The sequence below is a fragment of the Pectobacterium zantedeschiae genome (assembly GCF_004137795.1).
Classification (GTDB): domain Bacteria; phylum Pseudomonadota; class Gammaproteobacteria; order Enterobacterales; family Enterobacteriaceae; genus Pectobacterium; species Pectobacterium zantedeschiae.
This window is the reverse complement of record NZ_NWTM01000001.1, coordinates 777,193-798,393: the sequence shown is the minus strand read 5'-3', so window position 1 is coordinate 798,393 and position 21,201 is coordinate 777,193. Positions and strand designations below refer to the sequence as shown.

At 48.8% G+C, this 21,201-nt stretch carries 18 protein-coding genes; 8 read left to right on the top strand and 10 right to left on the bottom strand.

All coding sequences use genetic code 11. The features are described from left to right. Positions 1–31: 31 nt before the first annotated feature. Together CLR69_RS03705 and CLR69_RS03700 are read right to left on the bottom strand one after the other, a co-directional pair. Positions 32–262 (bottom strand): YnbE family lipoprotein, encoded by a 231-nt coding sequence (locus tag CLR69_RS03705; protein ID WP_129709725.1) that lies wholly within the window; start codon positions 260–262, stop codon positions 32–34. A gap of 15 nt (positions 263–277) precedes the next feature. After that, on the bottom strand, positions 278–2,869 hold the full coding sequence (locus CLR69_RS03700; RefSeq protein WP_129711605.1) for a YdbH family protein: 2,592 nt from the start codon (positions 2,867–2,869) through the stop codon (positions 278–280). A gap of 373 nt (positions 2,870–3,242) precedes the next feature. On the opposite strand from CLR69_RS03700, the gene CLR69_RS03695 reads away from it, so the two are divergent. The 3 genes from CLR69_RS03695 to CLR69_RS03685 all read left to right on the top strand — a co-directional run bounded on the left by CLR69_RS03695 (position 3,243) and on the right by CLR69_RS03685 (position 7,933). After that, positions 3,243–4,796, top strand: a complete 1,554-nt coding sequence (locus tag CLR69_RS03695) for a methyl-accepting chemotaxis protein (protein WP_129711606.1) — start codon at positions 3,243–3,245, stop codon at positions 4,794–4,796. Positions 4,797–5,268: 472 nt separating this feature from the next. Next, positions 5,269–6,822: a methyl-accepting chemotaxis protein gene (locus tag CLR69_RS03690; RefSeq protein WP_129711607.1), complete on the top strand. Its 1,554-nt coding sequence runs from the start codon at positions 5,269–5,271 to the stop codon at positions 6,820–6,822. A gap of 118 nt (positions 6,823–6,940) precedes the next feature. Beyond that, a complete protein-coding gene (locus tag CLR69_RS03685; protein ID WP_129711608.1) occupies positions 6,941–7,933 on the top strand; it encodes a 2-hydroxyacid dehydrogenase in 993 nt (330 codons plus the stop codon). A gap of 33 nt (positions 7,934–7,966) precedes the next feature. On the opposite strand, the gene CLR69_RS03680 is transcribed toward CLR69_RS03685, so the two are convergent. The 3 genes from CLR69_RS03680 to CLR69_RS22830 form a co-directional block, all read right to left on the bottom strand. Beyond that, entirely contained in the window at positions 7,967–8,257 is a 291-nt protein-coding gene (locus tag CLR69_RS03680; RefSeq protein WP_129711609.1) for a putative hemolysin, read from the bottom strand. Between the two features lie 354 nt (positions 8,258–8,611). Next, positions 8,612–8,947 carry a 2Fe-2S iron-sulfur cluster-binding protein gene (locus CLR69_RS03675; RefSeq protein WP_129709737.1) on the bottom strand — a complete coding sequence of 112 codons (336 nt, stop codon included), beginning with the start codon at positions 8,945–8,947 and terminating at the stop codon, positions 8,612–8,614. A 32-nt stretch (positions 8,948–8,979) separates the two neighbouring features. Further along, positions 8,980–9,132 carry a hypothetical protein gene (locus tag CLR69_RS22830; RefSeq protein WP_165325102.1) on the bottom strand — a complete coding sequence of 51 codons (153 nt, stop codon included), beginning with the start codon at positions 9,130–9,132 and terminating at the stop codon, positions 8,980–8,982. A 554-nt stretch (positions 9,133–9,686) separates the two neighbouring features. On the opposite strand from CLR69_RS22830, the gene CLR69_RS03670 reads away from it, so the two are divergent. Further along, entirely contained in the window at positions 9,687–9,959 is a 273-nt protein-coding gene (locus CLR69_RS03670) for a hypothetical protein (protein ID WP_014915626.1), read from the top strand. Positions 9,960–10,448: 489 nt separating this feature from the next. Continuing rightward, on the top strand, positions 10,449–11,384 hold the full coding sequence (gene ttcA / locus CLR69_RS03665) for a tRNA 2-thiocytidine(32) synthetase TtcA (RefSeq protein ID WP_129711610.1): 936 nt from the start codon (positions 10,449–10,451) through the stop codon (positions 11,382–11,384). Between the two features lie 121 nt (positions 11,385–11,505). On the opposite strand, the gene CLR69_RS22825 is transcribed toward ttcA, so the two are convergent. The 3 genes from CLR69_RS22825 to CLR69_RS03655 all read right to left on the bottom strand — a co-directional run bounded on the left by CLR69_RS22825 (position 11,506) and on the right by CLR69_RS03655 (position 14,940). Further along, positions 11,506–11,682 (bottom strand): hypothetical protein, encoded by a 177-nt coding sequence (locus CLR69_RS22825; protein WP_165345959.1) that lies wholly within the window; start codon positions 11,680–11,682, stop codon positions 11,506–11,508. 541 nt (positions 11,683–12,223) lie between these two features. Continuing rightward, the gene (zntB, locus tag CLR69_RS03660; protein WP_129709741.1) at positions 12,224–13,207 is read right to left on the bottom strand and encodes a zinc transporter ZntB; all 984 of its coding nucleotides are present in this window, start codon (positions 13,205–13,207) and stop codon (positions 12,224–12,226) included. Positions 13,208–13,323: 116 nt separating this feature from the next. Further along, positions 13,324–14,940 (bottom strand): peptide ABC transporter substrate-binding protein, encoded by a 1,617-nt coding sequence (locus CLR69_RS03655; RefSeq protein WP_129711611.1) that lies wholly within the window; start codon positions 14,938–14,940, stop codon positions 13,324–13,326. A gap of 166 nt (positions 14,941–15,106) precedes the next feature. Between CLR69_RS03655 and mpaA the strand changes: the two genes are divergently transcribed. The 3 genes from mpaA to CLR69_RS03640 all read left to right on the top strand — a co-directional run bounded on the left by mpaA (position 15,107) and on the right by CLR69_RS03640 (position 17,560). After that, a complete protein-coding gene (gene mpaA, locus CLR69_RS03650) occupies positions 15,107–15,826 on the top strand; it encodes a murein tripeptide amidase MpaA (RefSeq protein WP_129712043.1) in 720 nt (239 codons plus the stop codon). A 79-nt stretch (positions 15,827–15,905) separates the two neighbouring features. Then, complete coding sequence (gene tpx / locus CLR69_RS03645; RefSeq protein ID WP_005972398.1) at positions 15,906–16,409, top strand: thiol peroxidase; 504 nt, start codon at positions 15,906–15,908, stop codon at positions 16,407–16,409. 371 nt (positions 16,410–16,780) lie between these two features. After that, positions 16,781–17,560: a hypothetical protein gene (locus tag CLR69_RS03640; protein ID WP_129711612.1), complete on the top strand. Its 780-nt coding sequence runs from the start codon at positions 16,781–16,783 to the stop codon at positions 17,558–17,560. A gap of 311 nt (positions 17,561–17,871) precedes the next feature. Here the strand turns inward: CLR69_RS03640 and tyrR are convergent, their stop codons facing one another. Together tyrR and CLR69_RS03630 are read right to left on the bottom strand one after the other, a co-directional pair. Further along, positions 17,872–19,440 (bottom strand): transcriptional regulator TyrR, encoded by a 1,569-nt coding sequence (tyrR, locus tag CLR69_RS03635; RefSeq protein WP_129711613.1) that lies wholly within the window; start codon positions 19,438–19,440, stop codon positions 17,872–17,874. A 136-nt stretch (positions 19,441–19,576) separates the two neighbouring features. Continuing rightward, positions 19,577–21,121, bottom strand: coding sequence for a M20/M25/M40 family metallo-hydrolase (locus CLR69_RS03630; protein ID WP_129711614.1), 1,545 nt, complete (start codon positions 21,119–21,121; stop codon positions 19,577–19,579). Positions 21,122–21,201 lie beyond the last annotated feature (80 nt).

Here is a 21,201-nt window from a genome sequence, read left to right as displayed (position 1 = left end):
CCTTGCCATTACATTGATTTAATTGGCTTAATTATTGCGCGCCTTCCGGCGCGCTTTTCTTTATCTCGTCACCTGCCGCATTGTCAGATCTTTCCAGCAACTGCGTCGCGTCTTTATCCGCTTTGATGTGAATCTCATGCTCGATCTTCACATTCATATTGATGGTGATCGGCTCTTTGGGCGCGGCAACCTCAATGCGCGGCACACATCCCGTCAGGAAAGCCACCGTGCAACACACCAGCACTGTCTCACTTTTGTTCATGGTTCTGCCTTGAGTTTATTCATTCGCCTGCTGTTCCAGCGTATCCCGCAAGTTATCGCCAAAGCGCAAACTGCGCCATAGCTGGAAAATATTCTCCTGATGACGATAGTTAAGAATAACCTGCCGATTCGCACTGAGCTGCGGGTTTTTCCCCTGCACCCGTGACGTTAATGTCAGTTCTCCCTGATTATTCAGGTCAAGCGTGGCATATGAACGTCCAATCTCCAGATAGCGCAACCAACCAATCGCCGCACCACCCGCCAGATTTTTACTCGCTAACTCATCGGCGAGTTGGTTATCCAGTCGCAGAGTCAGGAAACCATCGTTGGTAATTCGTCCGCCTGCAATTAGCGTGGTCGGATGATTAAAATTCAGCGGAAGTGTGCCACTCACGCGTCCAGACAGCGCAAACTGCTTTTGCTTTAACACAGTGGTCAGTTCACTGAGATCAACACTCTTAACGGTGAACAGTGCTGGTTGCCGCTGCGGCCAGCGCAACGTGGACAGGCCGATATGCCCATTCAATACATCCATGTCAGCCTGAGACATCACCAGCGGTTGTCTCTCACTGTACGGATAGAAACCCTGTAGATCGACGCGGATATTGCTCATCCTAAACAGGTTATCCAGCACGTCAATTCGCAGCGTGACGGGTTGCTTAACGCCCAATTGCCAGCGTTGATCTTTCAGCCGGTAAGGCAGAACAAAATTTACCCCGCTGACCTCACCATCCTGTAGCCACAGCCCACCATTTTTCACCACCCAATGCCCGCCAGCGCTAAATCCTTCTTTACGTGCAGCGGAAAATGCCGCCTGTGCGTAAAACTGTCCGGCGCGGATATTCATTTTTAACAGCGGAGAAAGTAGAGGCTGAAACACCTTAAGCGGTTGTGTTGGCCACCATGCACCACCGCGCAGTCGCTCACCATCCCAGCGGCCGCGTAGTCTGACTGGCCCGATATCTTCAGCCTGTAGTTGCCCTTGTAGCTGGAAATCATTTGGGTTGTGCCCCTGCATTTCCAGCGTTAACAATGATGGCGGCAGGTAGCCACCGTTGCTGAAATTCACCCGCTCAGAGACCAGTTGCAATGCACCTTGAAAATGTTCGCCTGAACGGGCGCGCTGCCAGCGGATCGGTTCAGTAATCGTCAGGCGTGGCTGGTGTACCGTCACAATGCCATAACCCAGTTGATCCAGCCCACTCGACAGTTGGCTCACTTCAATCAGAGTATCCTGCCAACGACCTCGCCCAGCGACGTCCCACTGTCCTTTCAGCGGCGGCAGGCGACCACTGCCCCAATAGCGCCATTGCCATTCCCCTTGGTCCGGCCAGAAATCCTGCGCTTGACCGTCAAGGTGCAGGTTAAAGCGTCCCCAGTATTCTTCCCGTGCCTTTACAATCGCCTGTAATCGCCCATTCACGCCCGTCGCACTGACTCTGACACCAGCCAGCGGCCAACGCGCTTCTTCAAGATAAATCTGCGGGGCGGGCGTTCCCCAGGCGCGTAGCAGCGATCCTGGTAAAAGAGAGAGCTCGGGATTAAGAATGGAACCTTGCAAAACGCCTGGCAATGTCGCCGTCAGGGAGAGCGCCGGTAAGTTAGCCTGTCCGGTAAGCTGAAAACGCAATTCACTGTTGAGCAGGCCGACATTGCCCGGCCCCAACACCAACACGGCGTTAGCCTTGCCGTTATGCCCTTGCGTCAGCATATTTAAACGCGCATTAATTGTGGTGGCATCCAGCCCTTGTCGCCAGTGCTGTAACGTGATGGCCACTTGCCCGGAGAGTGGCTGATCCGCATAAGGCCAGCGCCAGACACCGTTAGTAACCTGAATAATGTCATCCGTCAGTTGCCATGGTAGCGATATCAGCGGCGTCTCATCATTCGCCGCATTCAGCACCAGTTCACCTTGCTGATTATGCCAATCCAGCAGGAGCGAAAGCGGATCTGGCGTCTGCCCTGAATCCAATTTTCCTGTGAGACGTCCCTGCACCGGTGCGATATTCAGCGTATCGGCCAACACCATCTCACCACTGACTTGCAAACGCACGAATCCTGCTGGCGTGGCGAGCATGCTTTCGTGCAGAGTCAGACGAGTGTCATTGAGTTCGGCCTTAAACGCCAACTGATCGCCCTGATAGTCGAGCGTTTGTCGCTGTTTGCCATCACTACTGAAGCGTACCTGCCCAGCATAATCCTGCCAGGGTTGTAGCGTAAATGTCTTTATCTGAATATCGGCGGCAGGCAGTCTCCGCTGCCACTGCGACAACTGCGCAGCGGGTTCAGTGCTGCTACCTGCTGGCACATGTTGCAAGCAGTCGCTGTTTAACGTCACGGTATCAATATCAGCATGCCATCGCCAGCTATACCAACGGAGCGTCATATTCCGTACGTCAAATAGCGTGCACTCCCCAGCCGTAATACGGAACCCTGCGTTATATAGCCCACCATTCTGCCAGCCGGGTGCCCCATTCACGGTCAAGGACAGGCCCGTCGGTAACCAAATCTCAGCAAGGCGCGGCAACCACTGTGGCAGTGTCCGCCAAGAAAGAAACAGCAAGGCTGCGGATAGAAAAGCGATTGGAAGTGCCTGTTTTTTAATCATTAGCGAATATTAAGCATCTCGTTCAATGTTCGTAAAAATCTGTCCTGAATTTACCTGTTGATTATTCATTCACGAATAGCTCTTTTTGTTAACAAACAATCCTATTCAACTCACATTTACCACTATTGAGCGTACAGGCTCATTACCCTTTCGTGGTAAAATGTTTAATTGAGGTTATATTTTGTAATGAATCGCGTTATCTCATCATGAACAAAGCGTTTCCGGGCGGATATCAGGATTATCTCCTTCTGTCCGAATCGCCTTAAAAAAAGCAATGAGCAACCTGAACCATTACCGCTATCCGCTGCTTCATTTTCGTGGGTATGCCTCATGTTAAATCAGTAATCGGACACAGCATATCAAGGACTGCTTTATGCGTAATAACACCCCTGTCACCGACCATCAACTCTCTCTTTCTGAAAAAACCAGACTCATGTCGGTCACCACACCAGAAAGTCACATTACCTACGCAAACAAAGACTTTATTGATGTCAGCGGTTACACCACGGATGAGCTAATGGGGCAGCCCCATAATCTTATCCGACACCCGGATATGCCACCAGCCGCCTTCGCGGATATGTGGAAAACGCTGCGCGCAGGTAATATCTGGACGGGAATTGTAAAAAATCGGTGCAAAAATGGCGATCATTACTGGGTAAAATCCAGCACCACACCATTGAGAAAAGGCGGCGACATTACTGGTTATATGTCTGTGCGAACTGCCGCGTCGCCCGATGAAATTCGTCAGGCCGAGGCGATCTACGCCAATGCAAACGAGGGTAAGCTAAAATACCGCACGTTCCATCACGGTCTGCTTATTTATACCGGGCCATTACGTATCCTGAGTCTTTTTAAAACTATGCCGCTACGCTGGCGTATCCGCAGCTATTTTCTGCTCTTTAGCTTGATTCCATTAATTGCCGCCTATTCAATGCTAGCAGGAACGGCATTAGCCTCGGTACTCTTTCCGCTGCTCATTGCCTGCTGTTTTATCAGTGGAGAACTTCTGGTACACCATGTCGCCCGCCCTATCGAGCAAATCCTGGCTCAGGCTATGCATTCCGCTGCCGGACAGGCAGACAATCTGACGCAGCTTAATCGCGTGGATGAGATCGGCATGTTAATGCGTGCGGTAAATCAGTCCGGTATGAATTTCCGTACCTTTGTAGACGATGTAAACTCCAACCTGAGCGAGCTGAAAAACGCCTGCAATGAAATCGCACAAGGCAACCATACGCTGGCACAATGCTGCGAGGAGACGGAAGAAAGCCTGCAACAAACAGCGGCGTCCGTGGAACAACTTACTGCAACAATAAAAAGCAATGCGGAAGCCTCACTTCAAGCCTCACTATATACGCAGGATGTGAATCAGGCGGTAAACTCTGGCGAACAGGCCGTCAGCCAGGTCTCCGATACGATGGAGACGATCACCCGTTCCAGCGAGCGCATTACGGATATCGTCAGCGTGATGGATAATCTCGCGTTCCAGACCAACATTCTGGCCGTGAATGCCGCCGTCGAAGCCGCCCATGCCGGAGAACAGGGCAAGAGTTTTGCAGTAGTTGCCAGTGAAGTTCGTTCATTGGCGCAGCGTAGCGCCTCCTCTTCCAGCGATATTTCCACCATTATCGATGAAACCTTGAATAGTATTCGTACCGGCGAACAGCAGGTCTCGCACACGCACAAATCCATGAGCAATATTCTGCTTCAGGTTCAACACGTCACCAATTTGATGAATGAGATCAGCCTCGCAACACAGGAACAATCTTTAGGGCTGGATCAAATTAATGAAGCAGTAAATCGCATTGATGAGCTCACGCATCAGAATACCGCACTGGCCAGCCAGTCACATTCGGCCACCGATCACCTGCAACAGCAGATATCGAGCATGGTACAGGCTGCCTCAGTCTTCAGCCTTTCCCGATAATCTCATCTTTACGGGCGCTCACATCAGGGCGCTCGTCTCCTCATTTTTCGCCATCCTTCAACATGTGTTGCCCACAGTGCAAATTCGCAAAGGCATAATATACTTAGCAAATGAATACTTTTTGATCATCAGCATATGCGTTTACAGCGAGTCAGGTCGGACAACTGCTTTCCGAAAGAAAAAATAACGGAAGGAACTAATGAGAATATATAAATCCCTGAGCTAATTATTTCTCAGATATTGCCGTTAATTAAATAGCGTTAATCGCTTTTCAGTTAGCTAATGGATTTAAAAATATCACGTTTATACCCTGAATCATTCGAGTGCGAGACAAACGTTATCGTTTTGAGCAATGCAACGTGTTGTCCCCTTAGGCTAAGACCCAGAACGAGCGAAGTCCTTAAGGGAGTCAATGCACAGTTAACTTGGAGAATGACGGGTTTATGCTTGCTTATACTAAAAGGATCAATAAATGCGTAAGAATTTTCCTGTCAGCGATATTCAGTATTTATTAGATGAAAAAGCCAAGCTAATGTCGGTTACCACAACCGATAGTCATATCACTTATGCGAATGATGATTTCATTGATGCCAGTGGTTACGACTTTGAGGAAATCCTCCATCAGCCTCACAATATCGTACGCCATCCAGACATGCCCCCACAGGCGTTTGCCGACATGTGGGCAACGCTGAAGGCAGGGAAAATTTGGACAGCAGTCGTCAAGAACCGCCGCAAGAGTGGTGATTACTATTGGGTGAAGGCCAGCACCACGCCTCTGATGAAAGAAGGGAAAATAACAGGATATATGTCGGTGCGAACGCGCGTTTCTCAGGAAGAAATTCGGCAAGCTGAAGCGCTTTATCATCAAATGAATGAGAATAAATTAAAAAACCGCCGACTATATCAAGGGTTGCTGATTTATAAAGGGCCGCTTAAGCTCCTTAGCTTATTTAACGTCATTCCCGTGCGTTGGCGGATAAGAAGCTATGTTTTCTTTTTCATGCTATTTACGCACCTTTTCTTACTGGCCACCCTTCCCCTCACCACACCGCTATTCGTTTTTGTTTTAGTGCTACTTGGTGGTGCGATAATAACCAGCGAATTATTAGTTCAACATCTGGCAAAACCACTGGAAAAAATTCTACACCAAGCCATTAACTCTGCCTCTGGGCAGGCGGATAACTCGTTTCAACTTAATCGAGTAGATGAGGTTGGTATGTTATTGCGCGCCGTCAATCAATCCGGCATGAATTTCCGCACGTTTGTCGATGATGTCAACGGTAAACTGGCCGAGCTACGCCACGCCTGCGGCGAGATTGCTTCTGGGAATTATACGCTCAGCCAGCGCTGTGAAGATACTGCACAAAGTTTGCAATCAACTGCATCATCAATGGAAGAGCTGACGGCGACGATTCAAAGCAACGCATCGGCTTCACAGTTGGCCACTCGCTGTGCGAACGATGCCAATCAGGCCGTCGATGCCGGTGAGAAAGCGGTCAGTCAGGTAACGGACACGATGGCGACCATGACCCGTTCCAGCAAAGAGATCACCGACATTATCAGCGTGCTGGATAATCTGGCGTTCCAGACCAATATTTTGGCGCTCAACGCCGCGGTAGAAGCCGCCCATGCTGGAGAACAGGGCAAGAGCTTTGCAGTGGTTGCGGGGGAAGTTCGTATTCTGGCACAGCGTAGTGCCGCCGCCGCAAAAGACATCGCGGAGATTATCGATACCACGATTGCGAATATTCACACCAGCGATAAATTGGTCAGCCACACTAGCCAGTCGATGAATAACATCTTGATGCAGGTGCAGCAGGTTACGCAACTGGTGCATCAAATCAGCCTGGCTACACAAGAACAATCGCAAGGACTGGGGCAGATTAACTCAGCGGTGAACAACATTGATGAATTGACTCGCCAGAACACTATCTTGGCAACACATTCCAGCGCTGCCATTAACAGTCTGGAACAGCAGATTTCCACAATGTCTGAAGCCGTATCCGTCTTCAGCATTCCTCGCTAACCCCGTACCTATACGACCACGACTTCTTATTTCAAACCGTTACTGTCAGTCAGGTAACGGTTTGTCACCGCCCGATTTTCTGATAGCTTAATCTGAGGATTTTTCGGAGAAACTATCAATGAAACTGGCAATTTACAGCACTAAGCAGTATGACCGTAAATATCTGGAACAGGTCAACCAGCAGTTTGGCTATGAACTAGAGTTTTTTGATTTCATGCTGACATCACGCACCGCAAAAACCGCGGCGGGCTGTCAGGCCGTTTGCATCTTCGTGAACGATGATGGCGGTCGCGACGTGTTGACCGAACTGGCAGAACTGGGTATTAAAACACTGGCACTACGCTGTGCAGGTTTTAATAATGTCGATTTGGAAGCCGCCAAGGAGTTGGGTATCAGCGTCGTACGCGTTCCCGCGTATTCGCCTGAGGCCGTCGCTGAGCACGCAGTCGGCCTGATGCTGACGCTTAACCGCCGCATTCACCGCGCCTATCAACGAACCCGCGACGCGAATTTCTCTCTGGAGGGGCTGATTGGGTTCAATATGCACAATCGGACGGCGGGCATTATCGGTACCGGTAAAATCGGCGTAGCCACCATGCGCATCCTGAAAGGCTTTGGCATGCGCCTGCTGGCCTTCGATCCCTATCCGAACCCACAGGCCTTGGAATTAGGAGCTGAGTATGTCGATCTCAAAACACTGTACGCCAACGCAGACGTCATTTCCCTACACTGTCCACTGACGCCAGAGAATCATCACCTGCTGAATCAGGCGGCCTTTGCACACATGAAAAATGGCGTCATGATCGTCAATACCAGCCGTGGCGGACTGATCGATTCGCAGGCCGCTATTGATGCACTGAAGCAACAGAAAATTGGCGCGCTGGGTATGGACGTTTATGAAAACGAGCGCGATCTCTTCTTCGCCGATAAATCTAACGATGTGATCCAGGACGATATTTTCCGCCGTCTATCCGCGTGCCATAACGTACTGTTTACCGGACATCAGGCATTCCTGACTGAAGAAGCACTGATCAGCATTTCCCAAACCACGCTACAGAATCTGAAAGACATCAGCCAGAATGCGCCCTGCGCAAATTTGGTTACGCCTTAAAGTTTTCTGCGGCAGTGCAGACTGCCGCAACACTCACCCCGCAGGACAGCTTCCATTCATCAGCGATTGTTCGCTACAGCGCTTACCATTCGCTAACTGACAGGCTCCCACACTCGCGCCATCAAGCTGTCTGGCGATCGCCATCGTCCCGCCAATCAGCATACAGTTAACGTCAACCGGAGAACTACTTTTCAGCAGCACGACGGCGTTCTTATCATCATTTTGCATAGCGTCTTGTTGGGCAGCCGTAGCGTTTTCACTATGATTACTGCATCCCGCCAGCAGAAGCGCAGCAGCAGTGCATAGCCATGGCAACAATTTCATGTTTTAGCCTCGGATCGGGTGAATAATTTTTCAGACAAAGACTATATCTATCATACCTCGCTCCGACAACACAGGGCTCAATGCAGATAAGCGGGAAAAGATCAAGAAAATGGGGGTTATATGGAAAGTGGTGGGCGATTATAAAGCAATACTTACAGCAAGTATTAGAGAGAACTGTTATGGTCTTCCCCAAATGGTGGACACCTGTTTTTGGCGCAGCTTTATAGTCATGTCGGTATGCGCACGTTTTACAGCATACCATGCTGGCGAACACCAAATGTTTTGATAATGCTCCCTTCTTTATGAAGGGAACATATTTTTCCATTTAAAAAATACAAACTTAAAAAGCCGAAATCAGTTCCACCGCTGCCAGTCTTCAAAGAAGACTTTGTGCGCTTTTTCTTCATCCTCCAAAAGCTCTTCTACTCCTGTTCGAATAATACAATCACTTTGAGGATATGCTGAACAGGTTAATATAAATCTAATTTTCTGATCATCATTTAAAAATGTACCATCTGATTGATCAACAAAACCGACAATCAGTAGCGCAGCACATGAAGAGCATGCTCCAGCACGACATGAATAAGGTGAATCAACACCGGCTTCTTCAAATGCATCTAAAATACACACGTCATCAGGAACTTGAATTACAGCCCCCGTAGTTAAATCTCTAACGTTATAAACCGCCATTTCTGCATCCTTTTTTAACAGTTAAATTTATTTCATCGCGCACAGAAACACTTCGCGCGATTACACCCAGGCCGTCTTTTATTTGAGTCATCGGCGCGATTCTCTTTATCAACGGCCTCATCTTTTTTATTAACGTCTTCTGACGCATGTTCATTTTTCAATCGTTCACTTTTTTCTTTTTCCATTTATCCCTCTTTATTAAATTTATTCGTGAGCATGGTGGGAATTTCCGCTCAGCCGATGACAGCCGTCATAGCGCGAGAGATATATTACGTTGAATGCCTATATTCTTATTTTAAAATACTTTACTACTCTGATAGTTGTTGATCAGCATCGAGCAAGGCTATGTTTACAGTACTGAATGAGTGGATGGCTGAAGAAAAATACAACGACATTCAATGAAAATATCGTGAGGGGATTAAGGCAATCAACGCTCATGATGCAATGTGGTTCACCGAACGCTATTGCATAAGATTCTTGGGATTAAGATAAATTAATATTGTTTTAAATGAAATTATTTCCACCAAATCTAATTTCCTCTTAAAAAATCACCATTAAAATTCATATAGAGTTTCTTATTTTTATTTTTCGATATGCTTTAATCTTATTCATATAAAGGGAATGGCGTACTTTCTTGCCAAATAAAATAAAGCGACCTATTCTCATTTCACTGCCCTATGAAATTTTAATAGAGCATCACAGCGATTATGTTATCAAGCAAATTAAATGAGGTGAAATAATGTCAGATCAACTTTCTGGTGGATGGACTGCTTTCCGTGATTTGAATGATGCTGATAAATCACTTTTTAAATCTACCGTACATTTGCTGGGTGTGGCTTACACACCGTTATTTGTTGCAACACAGGTTGTATCCGGTACGAATTACTCCTTCCTGACGAAAGGCACGGTAACGACCCCAGAAGCCCCGCTAAAAATTGTGAAAATTCATATTTATAAGCCGCTGAGTGGCGATGCACACATTACTAAAATTGAAGAAGTCTTACCGCAATAAATAATTCATAGAATACATGACACTACGGCTAGGTTATTTATCTCACTAGCCGTAGTGTTGTTTTATATCTTCTACTTCCCTGCTTTGCCAGAACCGCCTCCTGACTTGCCTGAATTTCCACCTGAAGATGAAGGCGCATTACCTCTATTGCCACCCGATGGATTTCCGGTGGTGCTAGGCCAGTTACCGCCTTGTTGAGGGTTGCTTGACGATGTTCCTCTTGATGTGTTGTTACTCACGACATATTCCTCTTTTTGGTTGAACACTCATCTTTTAGGATAGTCATAAGCGATATCTTTGCCAAAAAGGGCTGTATTTCACTACTGGCAAAACAAAAGAGACGCTCTCTTTTCCTGTTACCACTGTAAAACAGTCTGGCATTCGCCGCCGTAATCCGTACCATACACGCCATGATCATGCAGACCATGTTGGCGTCTGCGCTGAACCGTTTTCCATCCGCAACGCCTTTTGCAACGAGCACAGATAAAAATGTCAGAAAATCAACAAATTAACCAGAAAGAACAATACAACCTCAACAAATTGCAAAAGCGCCTGCGCCGTAACGTCGGCGAAGCTATCGCTGATTTCAATATGATTGAAGAAGGCGACCGCATTATGGTCTGCCTGTCCGGCGGAAAAGATAGCTTCACGATGCTGGAAATTCTGCGCAATCTGCAACAAAGTGCGCCAATTAACTTTTCTCTGGTCGCAGTGAATCTGGATCAGAAGCAGCCGGGGTTCCCGGAACATGTTCTGCCGCAATACCTTGATAATATCGGCGTGGAATACAAGATCGTCGAAGAAAATACCTATGGGATTGTGAAAGAGAAAATCCCGGAAGGAAAAACCACCTGCTCGCTGTGTTCACGGCTGCGCCGCGGGATTTTATACCGTACTGCGACGGAACTCGGCGCAACAAAAATCGCCCTTGGTCACCACCGCGACGATATTCTGCAAACGCTATTCCTGAATATGTTCTACGGTGGAAAATTGAAAGGTATGCCACCGAAGTTGATGAGCGATGACGGTAAACATATCGTCATCCGTCCTCTTGCCTACTGCCGTGAAAAAGATATCGAACGCTTTGCTGAAGCCCGTCAATATCCAATTATTCCGTGTAACCTGTGTGGTTCGCAGCCAAATCTGCAACGTCAGGTGATTAAAGATATGCTGCGCGACTGGGATAAACGCTATCCTGGCCGTATTGAGACTATGTTCAGCGCTATGCAGAACGTTGTTCCTTCTCATCTCGCCGATCATGCGCTGTTTGATTTCAAAAGCATTCGTCACGGTAGTGAGGTGGTGGATGGCGGCGATCTGGCTTTCGACCGCGAAGAACTGCCGTTACAACCTGCTGGCTGGCAGCCTGAAGACGATGACGAGACACCGCCAATTACCCGCCTTGACGTGCTGGAAATAAAATAAGCGCCACATTCTCGTGAGGGAATAGCATTACCGTTGAGAATATGGACACGGTGGCTAGAAGCAGCAGTTGCTGTTTCACCACCGTGTTTTTTATTTCTGTTTTCCACCGAGTATCGTATCGCTATCTATCTTGCGGTGGTTCAGTGACAGGTTCGTGTTCTGGCCCTGTTGGAGGTGGGTCAGGAGTGGGGGGTTTATCGGGAAGCGGATAAGGTGACGGGTCGTTCGGCACAATAGGAATCGGTTCAACCGGAACCGTGTCGGCCTGTAGATAATCCGTCGCGCCTTGAGTGAGCATATTTTCCTCCTCGGTGTTGGATAATGTTAAGGCAAATCCAGCTACTGAAGCAGTACAGACATGCGTTACGGCTGGCCAAGCAGCACCAGCACTTCTCTTTAAGCGTAGTAAGCTAATGAATAAAATGCCAAAGGCATTTTATAACGTCGCTTGCGACGGCCCGAAGGGTGTGGTGCGTTAGCCCACTATAATAAAATGCCAAAGGCATTTTACAACGTCGCTTGCGACGGCCCGAAGGGTGTGGCGCGTTAGCCCACTATAATAAAATGCCAGGGGTGGACAGGAAGGAGCAGGATCGAGGGACAAAAAAAAGCCGACAAAACTGTCGGCATGGTGTGAATCAATTGTGCTATGCAGTAATTCAAAAAAGGAAGTAAGACAATATGGAGCGCAACGCCCATCGCTTGACGTTGCATTCACCTGCGAGAATGATAGTGCCGCACAACAAGGTAAAAAATGTTGATATTGCTCAATTTACGCGTGGTTTTTTAGCCATTCGTGACAGTTTGTGATTATCTGCTCACCCACTCACCGCGAGTCTCTATAGCCATTTACTGCGCTTTAACCACCATGCAACGCCGCCAACCAATATCACCAACATCAGGCAGAAAGTGAAAAAACCAAACGGCGCATCGCCGCCGGGGATTCCCCCCAAATTGACGCCAAATAAACCGGTTAAGAACGTCGTCGGCAAAAAAACCATCGCCAAAAGCGACATCGTATAAGTACGACGGTTCATCGCTTCGGTCATCAAGGCGGTAATTTCATCCGAGAGCACGGTGGTACGAGCAATACTGGCATCCAAATCCTCCAGCCCGCGACCTAATCGATCGGCAATCTCCTGCATTCTGCGTCGGTCATCATCTTGCATCCAGGGCAGCTTCTCGCCGGAAATACGCGAAAAGACATCGCGCTGTGGCGTCATGTAGCGGCGTAACACGATAAGCTGTTTGCGAATCAGCGCCAGCTCGCCGCGCGGCGGAATCTTTTGTTCCAGCAAATCGTCTTCCAGATCGATAATTTTCTCATGCAAATCATCAATAAACTCGCTGGTATGATCGGTCAATGCTTCAGCAATGGAAACAAGCCAGTTTCCGCTATCCGTTGGGCCATTGCCTTCCTTCAGGTCGGTAAGAATCTCGTCGATGGCCAGAATCTTACGGCGTCGGGTAGAGATAATCAGCTTGTCAGTAATGAATACCCGAACGGCCACCAACTGGTCTGGCCGCGCATTGGCGTTCAGGTTAATGCTGCGCAGCGTGATCAGCGTGCCCTCACCCAAACGTGTCACTCTGGGGCGAGCACTTTCCCCCGCCAACGCATTGCGTACGCTATCTGGTACCACTGTCGTTTTATTCAGCCAGCGGGCGCTGGCGGGCAGAGTAGAATCCAGATGCAGCCAGCAGGGTTTCTCGCTGTTAACCACGTCCTGCTCGCCAATCGGGGTAATGCCGCCCTTTCCGTCCAACTGATACGCATGAACCGCACCGCTGTGTTGCAACTCTTTTCCTGCAAAGGATTCCACGTCTTGCCTCCAACGGTTTTTGCTATCAGTTCTTTACTATCAACTCTTTTACTACTCGTTCTGCGTTCCACCCGCCGGAAGGCCATCATGACCGCTCCGGCTTATTCATACGGTACTTAATGCTTTTCGATGTAGAGCATGTGGCTGTACGCTACATCTTCGGGGTTAGTAATCGGATACCCTTTCACCCACGGCTTGATCAAGCGTCCGTTAGTATATTGATAGATCGGCGCAATCGGCGCTTCATCCATCAATATCTGCTCTGCCCGATTGTAGTCTGCATTCAGCGCTTGCGGGTTAGTCTGGTTACCGGCTTCATCCAGCACACGATCGTAATTCGCACTTTTAAAGCGTGCGATATTCCCGCTGTGGTGTGATGTCATCAGAGAAAGGAATGTCGAGGGTTCGTTATAGTCTCCGACCCAGGACGCCCGCACGACGTCAAAATTACCGCTATTGCGACTGTCGATGTAAGTTTGCCACTCTTGATTGGATAAGCGTACATCGACCCCCAGCGTTTTCTTCCACATAGAAGCCACGGCAATCGCGATTTTCTGGTGGCTTTCCGAGGTGTTGTACAACAGCGAGAGTTTCAACGGGTTATTTGGACCATAACCTGCGGCCGCCATCAGCGCTTTGGCCTGCGCATCCAGCTCATCCTGAGAATATTGCTGCAACAGGCTTTCCGTTGGTTTGAAGCCTGCGGTGACATCCGGCGTGAAGTGCCAGGCCGGTTTTTCTCCCGTGCCGAGTACTTTTTCGGCAATCACTTTACGGTCGATGGCGTAAGACAGGGCTTTTCGTACCCGAACATCATTGGTCGGCGCACGTTGCGTGTTAAACGCGTAGTAATAGGTGCCAAGCTGATCCGGCGTATAAACCTGACCGGGTAAATCTTTCAGTAGCTTCTGGTATAAATTTTTAGGAAATGACTCGGTGATATCAATATCCCCAGACAGATAGCGTTTTGTCGCGTTCGATTCCTGATTGATCGGAACAAAAGTCACTTTCGTTAGACGCGTATTGGCGTTATCCCAATAATATTGATTCTGCGTGAGCACCAGCTTCTCATTAACGACGCGATGATCCAGCTTAAACGCACCATTTCCGACCAGATTTCCCGGTTTCGTCCAGTCGTTCCCGAATTTTTCTACCGTAGCCTGATGGACTGGAAACAGGCTGAAATTCGCTGTCAGGCTAACAAAATAAGGTACAGGCTTGCTGAGTTGGACTTTCAGCGTGTGATCATTAACGGCCGTCACGCCAAGCTGATCGGCGGGCATTTTTCCTGCGAGAATCGGTTCAGCATTCTGAATCCCAGCGAGTCGGGCAAACCAGGCGAATGACGAACTGTTTTCAGGCGTGACCAAGCGACGCCAGCTGTAGACAAAATCGTTTGCCGTAACGGGTTCACCGTTAGACCAGCGGGCATTATCACGCAGCGTAAAGATAAACGTACGGTTATCGCTCGTCTGCCAACGCAACGCTACGCCAGGGACGATATTCCCCTTGGCATCCTGATTGACCAGCCCTTCAAACAGATCGCGCGCGACCTGAGCTTCCATCAGTCCCACCGCTTTTATCGGGTCAAGGGAAGCCGGTTCATCTTTAATATGGCGGACGATTTCCTGTTTCTCAGCCAGAAGCGTTCCCGCCGGAACCTGCGCCGCGACGGCATTACCCGCCATGGCCGCCATCAACGCGGCATAAAATGCAGAATATCCATAGTGCATGATGAGTTGACCTGAAAGCGTAATGAAATGATTGAAGAATATAATAGTCAGAAATCATCGCTATCATCCAGCGATACCCCCGCAATTTGTCAATCCGTATCACCGTTTGCGTCTCTGAAGCGATTTTTTTATGATGAAACACATAGGTCAACCACAGGGCGATATCATGGGAAATACGATCATTCCTCTTCAGGCGCGTCAAAAACGAGGTAATTTGCCGTCGCTGGGAGAACCTTATGGAAAATCGCTGTTGGGTGCACCGCTACTCTATTTTCCAGCCGAATTAGCGTCCTTAGAGAGCGGGCTGATTATTGCCGGGACACACGGAGATGAAACCGCCGCGGTTGTGGCGCTTTCCTGTGCACTGCGCACCCTCTTTTCAGGACAGCGCCGCCATCACGTTATTCTTGCGGTAAATCCAGATGGCTGTCAGTTAGGCCTGCGTGCCAACGCAAACGGTGTCGATCTCAACCGCAATTTTCCAGCCAGTAACTGGCAGGCGGGGAATACGATATATCGCTGGAATAGCGCGGCAGATGAACGTGATGTCGAGCTATCCACCGGTGAAACCGCAGGCTCAGAACCAGAAACGAAAGCCCTTTGTACGCTGATTGAGAAACTTAATCCTCACTGGGTTGTCTCTTTTCATGAGCCACTCGCCTGTATTGAAGATCCACACAGGTCCGAACTGGGCAGATGGTTAGCGCAACAGTGCGAGCTGCCGTTGGTATCCAGTATCGGTTACGACACACCTGGCTCTTTCGGAAGCTGGTGTGCCGATCGTTCGCTCCATTGTATTACCGCTGAGCTTCCGCCAATCTCGGCAGATGCCGCCAGCGAATGCTACCTGAACGCGATGGTCACGCTGCTAAGCCAGCAATTTTAATCGTAATTTTTATACCAATGTTGCTAATGTTGCCCTAAACTGAGCAGCGTGTTAATCACCTGTAATTAAGGACGCAAACATGTCACAGAACGTACATTTTCAAGGCAATCCTGTGCCAGTAGCAGGGTCATTCCCTGCCAAAGGAAGCAAAGCCCCGGCATTTACCCTGGTGGCTAAAGATTTATCAGATGCTTCACTCAGCAACTATGCTGGCAAGCGCAAAATCCTGAACATTTTCCCAAGCATCGATACCGGTGTTTGCGCCGCGTCCGTGCGTAAATTTAACCAGTTGGGTTCTGAACTGGATAACACCGTTGTTCTGTGTATCTCTTCCGATCTGCCGTTCGCACAGTCTCGTTTTTGCGGTGCGGAAGGTCTGAACAACGTCGTTGTTCTGTCTACCCTACGCGGCGGTGAGTTTAAAGAAAGTTATGGCGTCGCTATTGCCGATGGTGCGCTGAAAGGCCTGACCGCTCGTGCTGTCGTGGTGCTGGATGAAAACGACAACGTGTTACATAGTGAACTGGTAAACGAAATCACCACTGAACCAGACTATGACGCCGCACTGGCTGTCCTGAAATAAGTCACACTATCAGTTATTCGTACTGATAATCGTGAAGAAACGGCTGCGCAAGCAGCCGTTTTGTTATCTTAATATCTATTGATTTCCCATACATATAATTGGGTTATTCTGTTAATCACCTTGTATCTATTTGAACATGAATTTTTATTAATGATTTATTTCATTACGCTTATGATATGAATATAACGATTTTTTGATAATACCTCTACCTTATATAGACTTTCTCGCCAAGTTTTGGCGTTTTCACCACGGCAAATACGATGCCAATAATAACCACCATTCCCGTATGGAATAATGGATATGGAAAATAGAAGGTAATTGCACTATGGCTAACCCTGATATGTTAGTGCTATTCACAGGAGTGATGGCTGTTGAGAATATTATTACTTCCCCTTCAAATAGCGGCTTTATTTTCAGGCCTCACTTTTAGCCAAAGCAGTGAAGCTGCATTCACGTTTGATCCACTGAAATGCCACGCCCCTGATCCAGAAGGCAAAGCCTATGTTGCCTTGCGGGATACGGTATTCCACATCTCTATCGATCAACTCAGCATCCTGCACGACCCTGTTTTACGCGATGGCGAAACCCTCCCACTCCCGCCCGATCCTACCGAGCCTCCCGGATGTAAAGGTAATCCGCTCAGTCAGCAAAGTTTATTGTTCAGCCGAAATTTCAACGGAAAGCTGGGAGACCGTCCTGACTGGCCCAAAGCCTGGCCGTTACGGAAATTTCAGCTATTCAGCTCGACGCCGGATCATTGGGGACTCCATCTAGACGAGCGCCATGACAAGATGTGTGAAAATCGCTTAAAACAGACAGATCTGGTTCCCAACATGACGGCCTGTTTATTTGAGAAGAACCTTGCACGCCCAGACCGATATGACGTGAAGGAGGCAGGAAGCTGGCTGATTGATCCTGAGGTATATTCCGCCCCTTTTAATCAGAGACTCGCTATTTTTTGTATTTTTGCCATTTCTGGAGGAACCGACTGCGAAGCCGGTTATAAAATTTTCCCGACGGTGAACCTTCGCTATGAATTTAAACCCAAGGAATTTCCGCTGACTGAGGTTATTGATTTTGATAAACACTTGAGAACGGAATTAGAACAGGCCGTGGTTAAAGACTATCCCTGGAAGAAGAGCTCTCCCTAATTTAACCTTATATATGGAGATAGATATATGGCGATTAATATATGGAAATCACATCGCAGAAGCTATCATTGAAAACTATAATGCTGGCGATCTTGGATTAAAATTCAAATCTCTTGTTGTTCCTAACTATTCCAATGCCGCTGCTTCACATGCCAGTAATATGGATCAGCTCGTTGACCAATACGTTCAATTACACTCAGAAATGATTACAGACCGCTTCACGCTCCCTACATCTTCTGATTTGTGGTACGCCTGAATCGACTATCTTTCTTCTCATACTAAAACGGCTGCGCAAGCAGCCGTTTTGTTATTCACTCTTCGTCATCCCCAGCCGCTTTACGCTGGCTGAGTCCATATTCCCGCAGTTTGTTGGCTATCGCCGTATGCGACACCCCTAACCGCTTCGCCAGTTTACGGGTGCTAGGATAGGATTGATAAAGACGGGTCAGTACGGAGCGTTCGAAACGCTTGTTGATGTCATCCAGCGAACCATCGAGCAAGGTTTCATCTTGTGGCGCATCAATCGAAAACGCAGGGAGATCGATGTCCTGCATATGCAGCTCGTTGCCTTCCAACTGCGTTAGCGCTCGGTAAATGGTGTTTCTCAACTGCCGAACGTTACCCGGCCAGCCGTACTGCGGCAGGAAATGTTCTACATCTGGCGCTAGTTTAGGCCGTGAAATCCCCTGTTCATCGGCAAAACGCGCCACAAAGAGCTCGACCAGCGGCATAATGTCCGCCGGACGCTCACGTAGCGGCGGTAACATTAACGTGAGTACATTGAGGCGATAATAAAGATCCTCACGGAACTCCCCGCGTTGCACCAGTTCCAGTAGGTTTTTCTTTGTCGCACAAATCACCCGCACGTCCACATGGACTTCATGATCTTCGCCCACGCGACGGAATGTCCCGTCATTCAGAAAACGCAGCAGTTTCGTTTGCATCTGTGCCGACATTTCACCAACTTCATCCAGCAGAACCGAGCCGCCGTTAGCCTGTTCGAAGAACCCTTTCTTGCCTTCCTGCGCATTGAGATACGCACCGGGAGCATGACCGAACAGTTCGCTTTCCATTACGTCATCGGGCAATGCTGCACAGTTCAGCGCCAGGAAAGGGTTCTTTCCACGCGGCCCACGCAAATGGCACGCTCGCGCCAGCATATCTTTTCCCGTCCCCGTATCACCCACGATCAACAGCGGCGCGTCCAGCATCGCTAACTTGCGTGCCTGTTCAACCACTTGACGCATTTTCGGGCTAACAGCAACAATGTGATCGAATTCATTTTCATCGTTCACAGCGAGATTCTGTAACTGTCGACCCATGCGAGCAGCCGATTTCAGCATCACCAATGCGCCTGTCGTCGCCACGTTACCGGCATCATCTTCCAGACGAACCGGCGTCATTTCCAGCAAGAAATCTTGACCACGAATCACCACGCGCTCTGCGACGACGGTACTGTTATTCTCCAGCCAGTTGGCGAAATTGAAACCGGGGATCATCGTGGCAATCGTCAATTCGCTGATGGTTTCTGGCGATTGTTCAAACAACGCTAGTGCGGCTGGGTTAAACAACTCAGGTTTCCCTTTCATATCCAGCGAAAACACCGGCTCAGGCATAGATTCCAGCAGCGCATTCAACGCTCGATGTTCACGTTCAGATGGCATAAACGCCACGGTGCGTACATCGCTTACGCTTTCAATACGGCGAATTTCCGTCATTAAAGGGCGAAAATCATCAAAATCGAGGGTGGCAAAATTGAGGTAAATACGGCCAATAGACGCAATTTCGATGCCGCGTAAATCAATATTGCGTGACGCAAGCAGATCTAACAGTTCACGGACCATACCAATGCGGTCTTCACAAATCACTTCCAGATGCATCAACGGCTACCTTCTTCAAGAGACACGACATGGCTATTGCTACTGATAATACCCTTTCGTTTGCACCGGATGAAGTAAGGTGGCAGCAAAAGTTGACACATCTGTACGTTTTTTCCACTCCGACAACGAAACGGGGTTAAGACAGCGGCGTGGTTGCCATCGCCACAATGGTCCGAATACCTTCCAGATAGTTACCGAGACGTAAGTTCTCATCAAAACTATGCTGATTATTATCGGCATTAACCAGAGGCACGATCACGTAAGGTACTTTCAACACGCTGACCGCACCGCTCATCGGTAACGTACCACCCATCATACGGTTCTTCTCCGGTTCTATACCGCGCGGTGCCGTTGTGGTGGCAACCGCCCAGTGCCCCAACGGAGAATCAATCTCAGTTCTGGCTGCATAGGCGCTGCTCGGATAGGCCGTCAGGTGAAGTGAAATCAGATGGGGATACTGCTCGCGTTCAGCCTGTGTAGGTGATTCGCCTGCAATAATATGAAAACCTTTGCTGGCAATGTACTGGCGTAAAAGCGCGTACATATCATCCGGCGGCGTTTCTGGCACAGTACGGATATTCACGCTGGCAGTCGCGGTTGATGGAATGGCATTAGCCGCTTTTTTCCCCGTTTCACCGGCTTTAATGCCGAGAATATCCAGCGAAGGATATTGCACCGCCTCTGCCGCATTGCCTGCAACCTTATCCAACTGCGCGACGCCAAAGCGTTTTTCCAGCGAGCCAGCAGGCGGTGCCGTCTCGGCTACCTGTTTTTTATCGCTATCGCTGAGCGTAACACGATCATAATAACCGGGGATCGTGACCTTACCGTCCGCATCTTTCATACTAGCCAACAGCATAGCCAAATTCTGCACCGGATTTGGAATGACATTGCCATAGCCGCCGCTGTGCGCCGCCGCATTAGCACCGAAAACTGTCATATCGATCTGGATTGAACCACGGTTGCCGAAGTTGATGCCAGGGCGATTGCTGGATGGCATCGCTCCATCATAAATCACCATGCCATCGCTTTTCAGCAGCGTCAGATGGTCGGCCATCACCGTCGTCAGGCCGGGTGAGCCCTTTTCCTCTTCGGAGTCCAGCAGCACTTTGATGTTGACGGCGGGTTCAACGCCTTTATCTTTCATCGCATCCATAGCGGCGAGAAACATCGCAATCGGCCCTTTATCATCGGCCGATGCCCGAGCAAAAATGCGCCATTCTGGGTTGATATCCCCTTTCAGAAGACGCGACTCAGGTAACGTCTGCCATTTACCATCGGCATCTTTTTCTTTTAGTACAGGCTGCCACGGCGGCGTTTGCCACTCGGCCGGGTTCACGGGCTGTCCGTCAAAATGCATGTAGAACAAAACGGTTTTACGATCGGACTTTGGTGTACCAAACTCAGCATAAACCAGCGGTTTATCACCATTCGTCAACGTTTGTGTGGTAAAGCCGCGCTTCTGAAACGCCTTTTCCAGCCAGTCAGCATTACGTTGGATATCCGCAGGCACGGCGGCATCATTTTGCAGCGTCAGTAATTCGAGATATTCAGGGAAACTATTTTGCGCGTAACGTTCAGCATCGGCAGGTGCTAGCACCAGTTGTGCGCTGGCAGGCAAACAGAGAATGGCTACCGATAGCGACAGCGCCGCTACCGTCAATTTTTTACCGAGAATCATAAAAACGTCCTGTTATACAGAAATGAGAAGTATTTATCCTACACACGATTCTGTAACAACGGTACTACCTGCCATACCGA

Coding starts and splice junctions, on each gene's coding strand:
- CLR69_RS03670 (WP_014915626.1), top strand. CDS start 9,687: ATGTCAGATCAACTTTCTGGTGGATGGACTGCTTTCCGTGATTTGAAT.
- CLR69_RS03685 (WP_129711608.1), top strand. CDS start 6,941: ATGAAACTGGCAATTTACAGCACTAAGCAGTATGACCGTAAATATCTG.
- tyrR (WP_129711613.1), bottom strand. CDS start 19,440: ATGCATCTGGAAGTGATTTGTGAAGACCGCATTGGTATGGTCCGTGAA.
- CLR69_RS03630 (WP_129711614.1), bottom strand. CDS start 21,121: ATGATTCTCGGTAAAAAATTGACGGTAGCGGCGCTGTCGCTATCGGTA.
- ttcA (WP_129711610.1), top strand. CDS start 10,449: ATGTCAGAAAATCAACAAATTAACCAGAAAGAACAATACAACCTCAAC.
- CLR69_RS22830 (WP_165325102.1), bottom strand. CDS start 9,132: ATGGAAAAAGAAAAAAGTGAACGATTGAAAAATGAACATGCGTCAGAA.
- mpaA (WP_129712043.1), top strand. CDS start 15,107: ATGGGAAATACGATCATTCCTCTTCAGGCGCGTCAAAAACGAGGTAAT.
- CLR69_RS03680 (WP_129711609.1), bottom strand. CDS start 8,257: ATGAAATTGTTGCCATGGCTATGCACTGCTGCTGCGCTTCTGCTGGCG.
- CLR69_RS03695 (WP_129711606.1), top strand. CDS start 3,243: ATGCGTAATAACACCCCTGTCACCGACCATCAACTCTCTCTTTCTGAA.
- CLR69_RS03675 (WP_129709737.1), bottom strand. CDS start 8,947: ATGGCGGTTTATAACGTTAGAGATTTAACTACGGGGGCTGTAATTCAA.
- CLR69_RS03690 (WP_129711607.1), top strand. CDS start 5,269: ATGCGTAAGAATTTTCCTGTCAGCGATATTCAGTATTTATTAGATGAA.
- CLR69_RS03655 (WP_129711611.1), bottom strand. CDS start 14,940: ATGCACTATGGATATTCTGCATTTTATGCCGCGTTGATGGCGGCCATG.
- CLR69_RS03700 (WP_129711605.1), bottom strand. CDS start 2,869: ATGATTAAAAAACAGGCACTTCCAATCGCTTTTCTATCCGCAGCCTTG.
- tpx (WP_005972398.1), top strand. CDS start 15,906: ATGTCACAGAACGTACATTTTCAAGGCAATCCTGTGCCAGTAGCAGGG.
- CLR69_RS03705 (WP_129709725.1), bottom strand. CDS start 262: ATGAACAAAAGTGAGACAGTGCTGGTGTGTTGCACGGTGGCTTTCCTG.
- CLR69_RS22825 (WP_165345959.1), bottom strand. CDS start 11,682: ATGCTCACTCAAGGCGCGACGGATTATCTACAGGCCGACACGGTTCCG.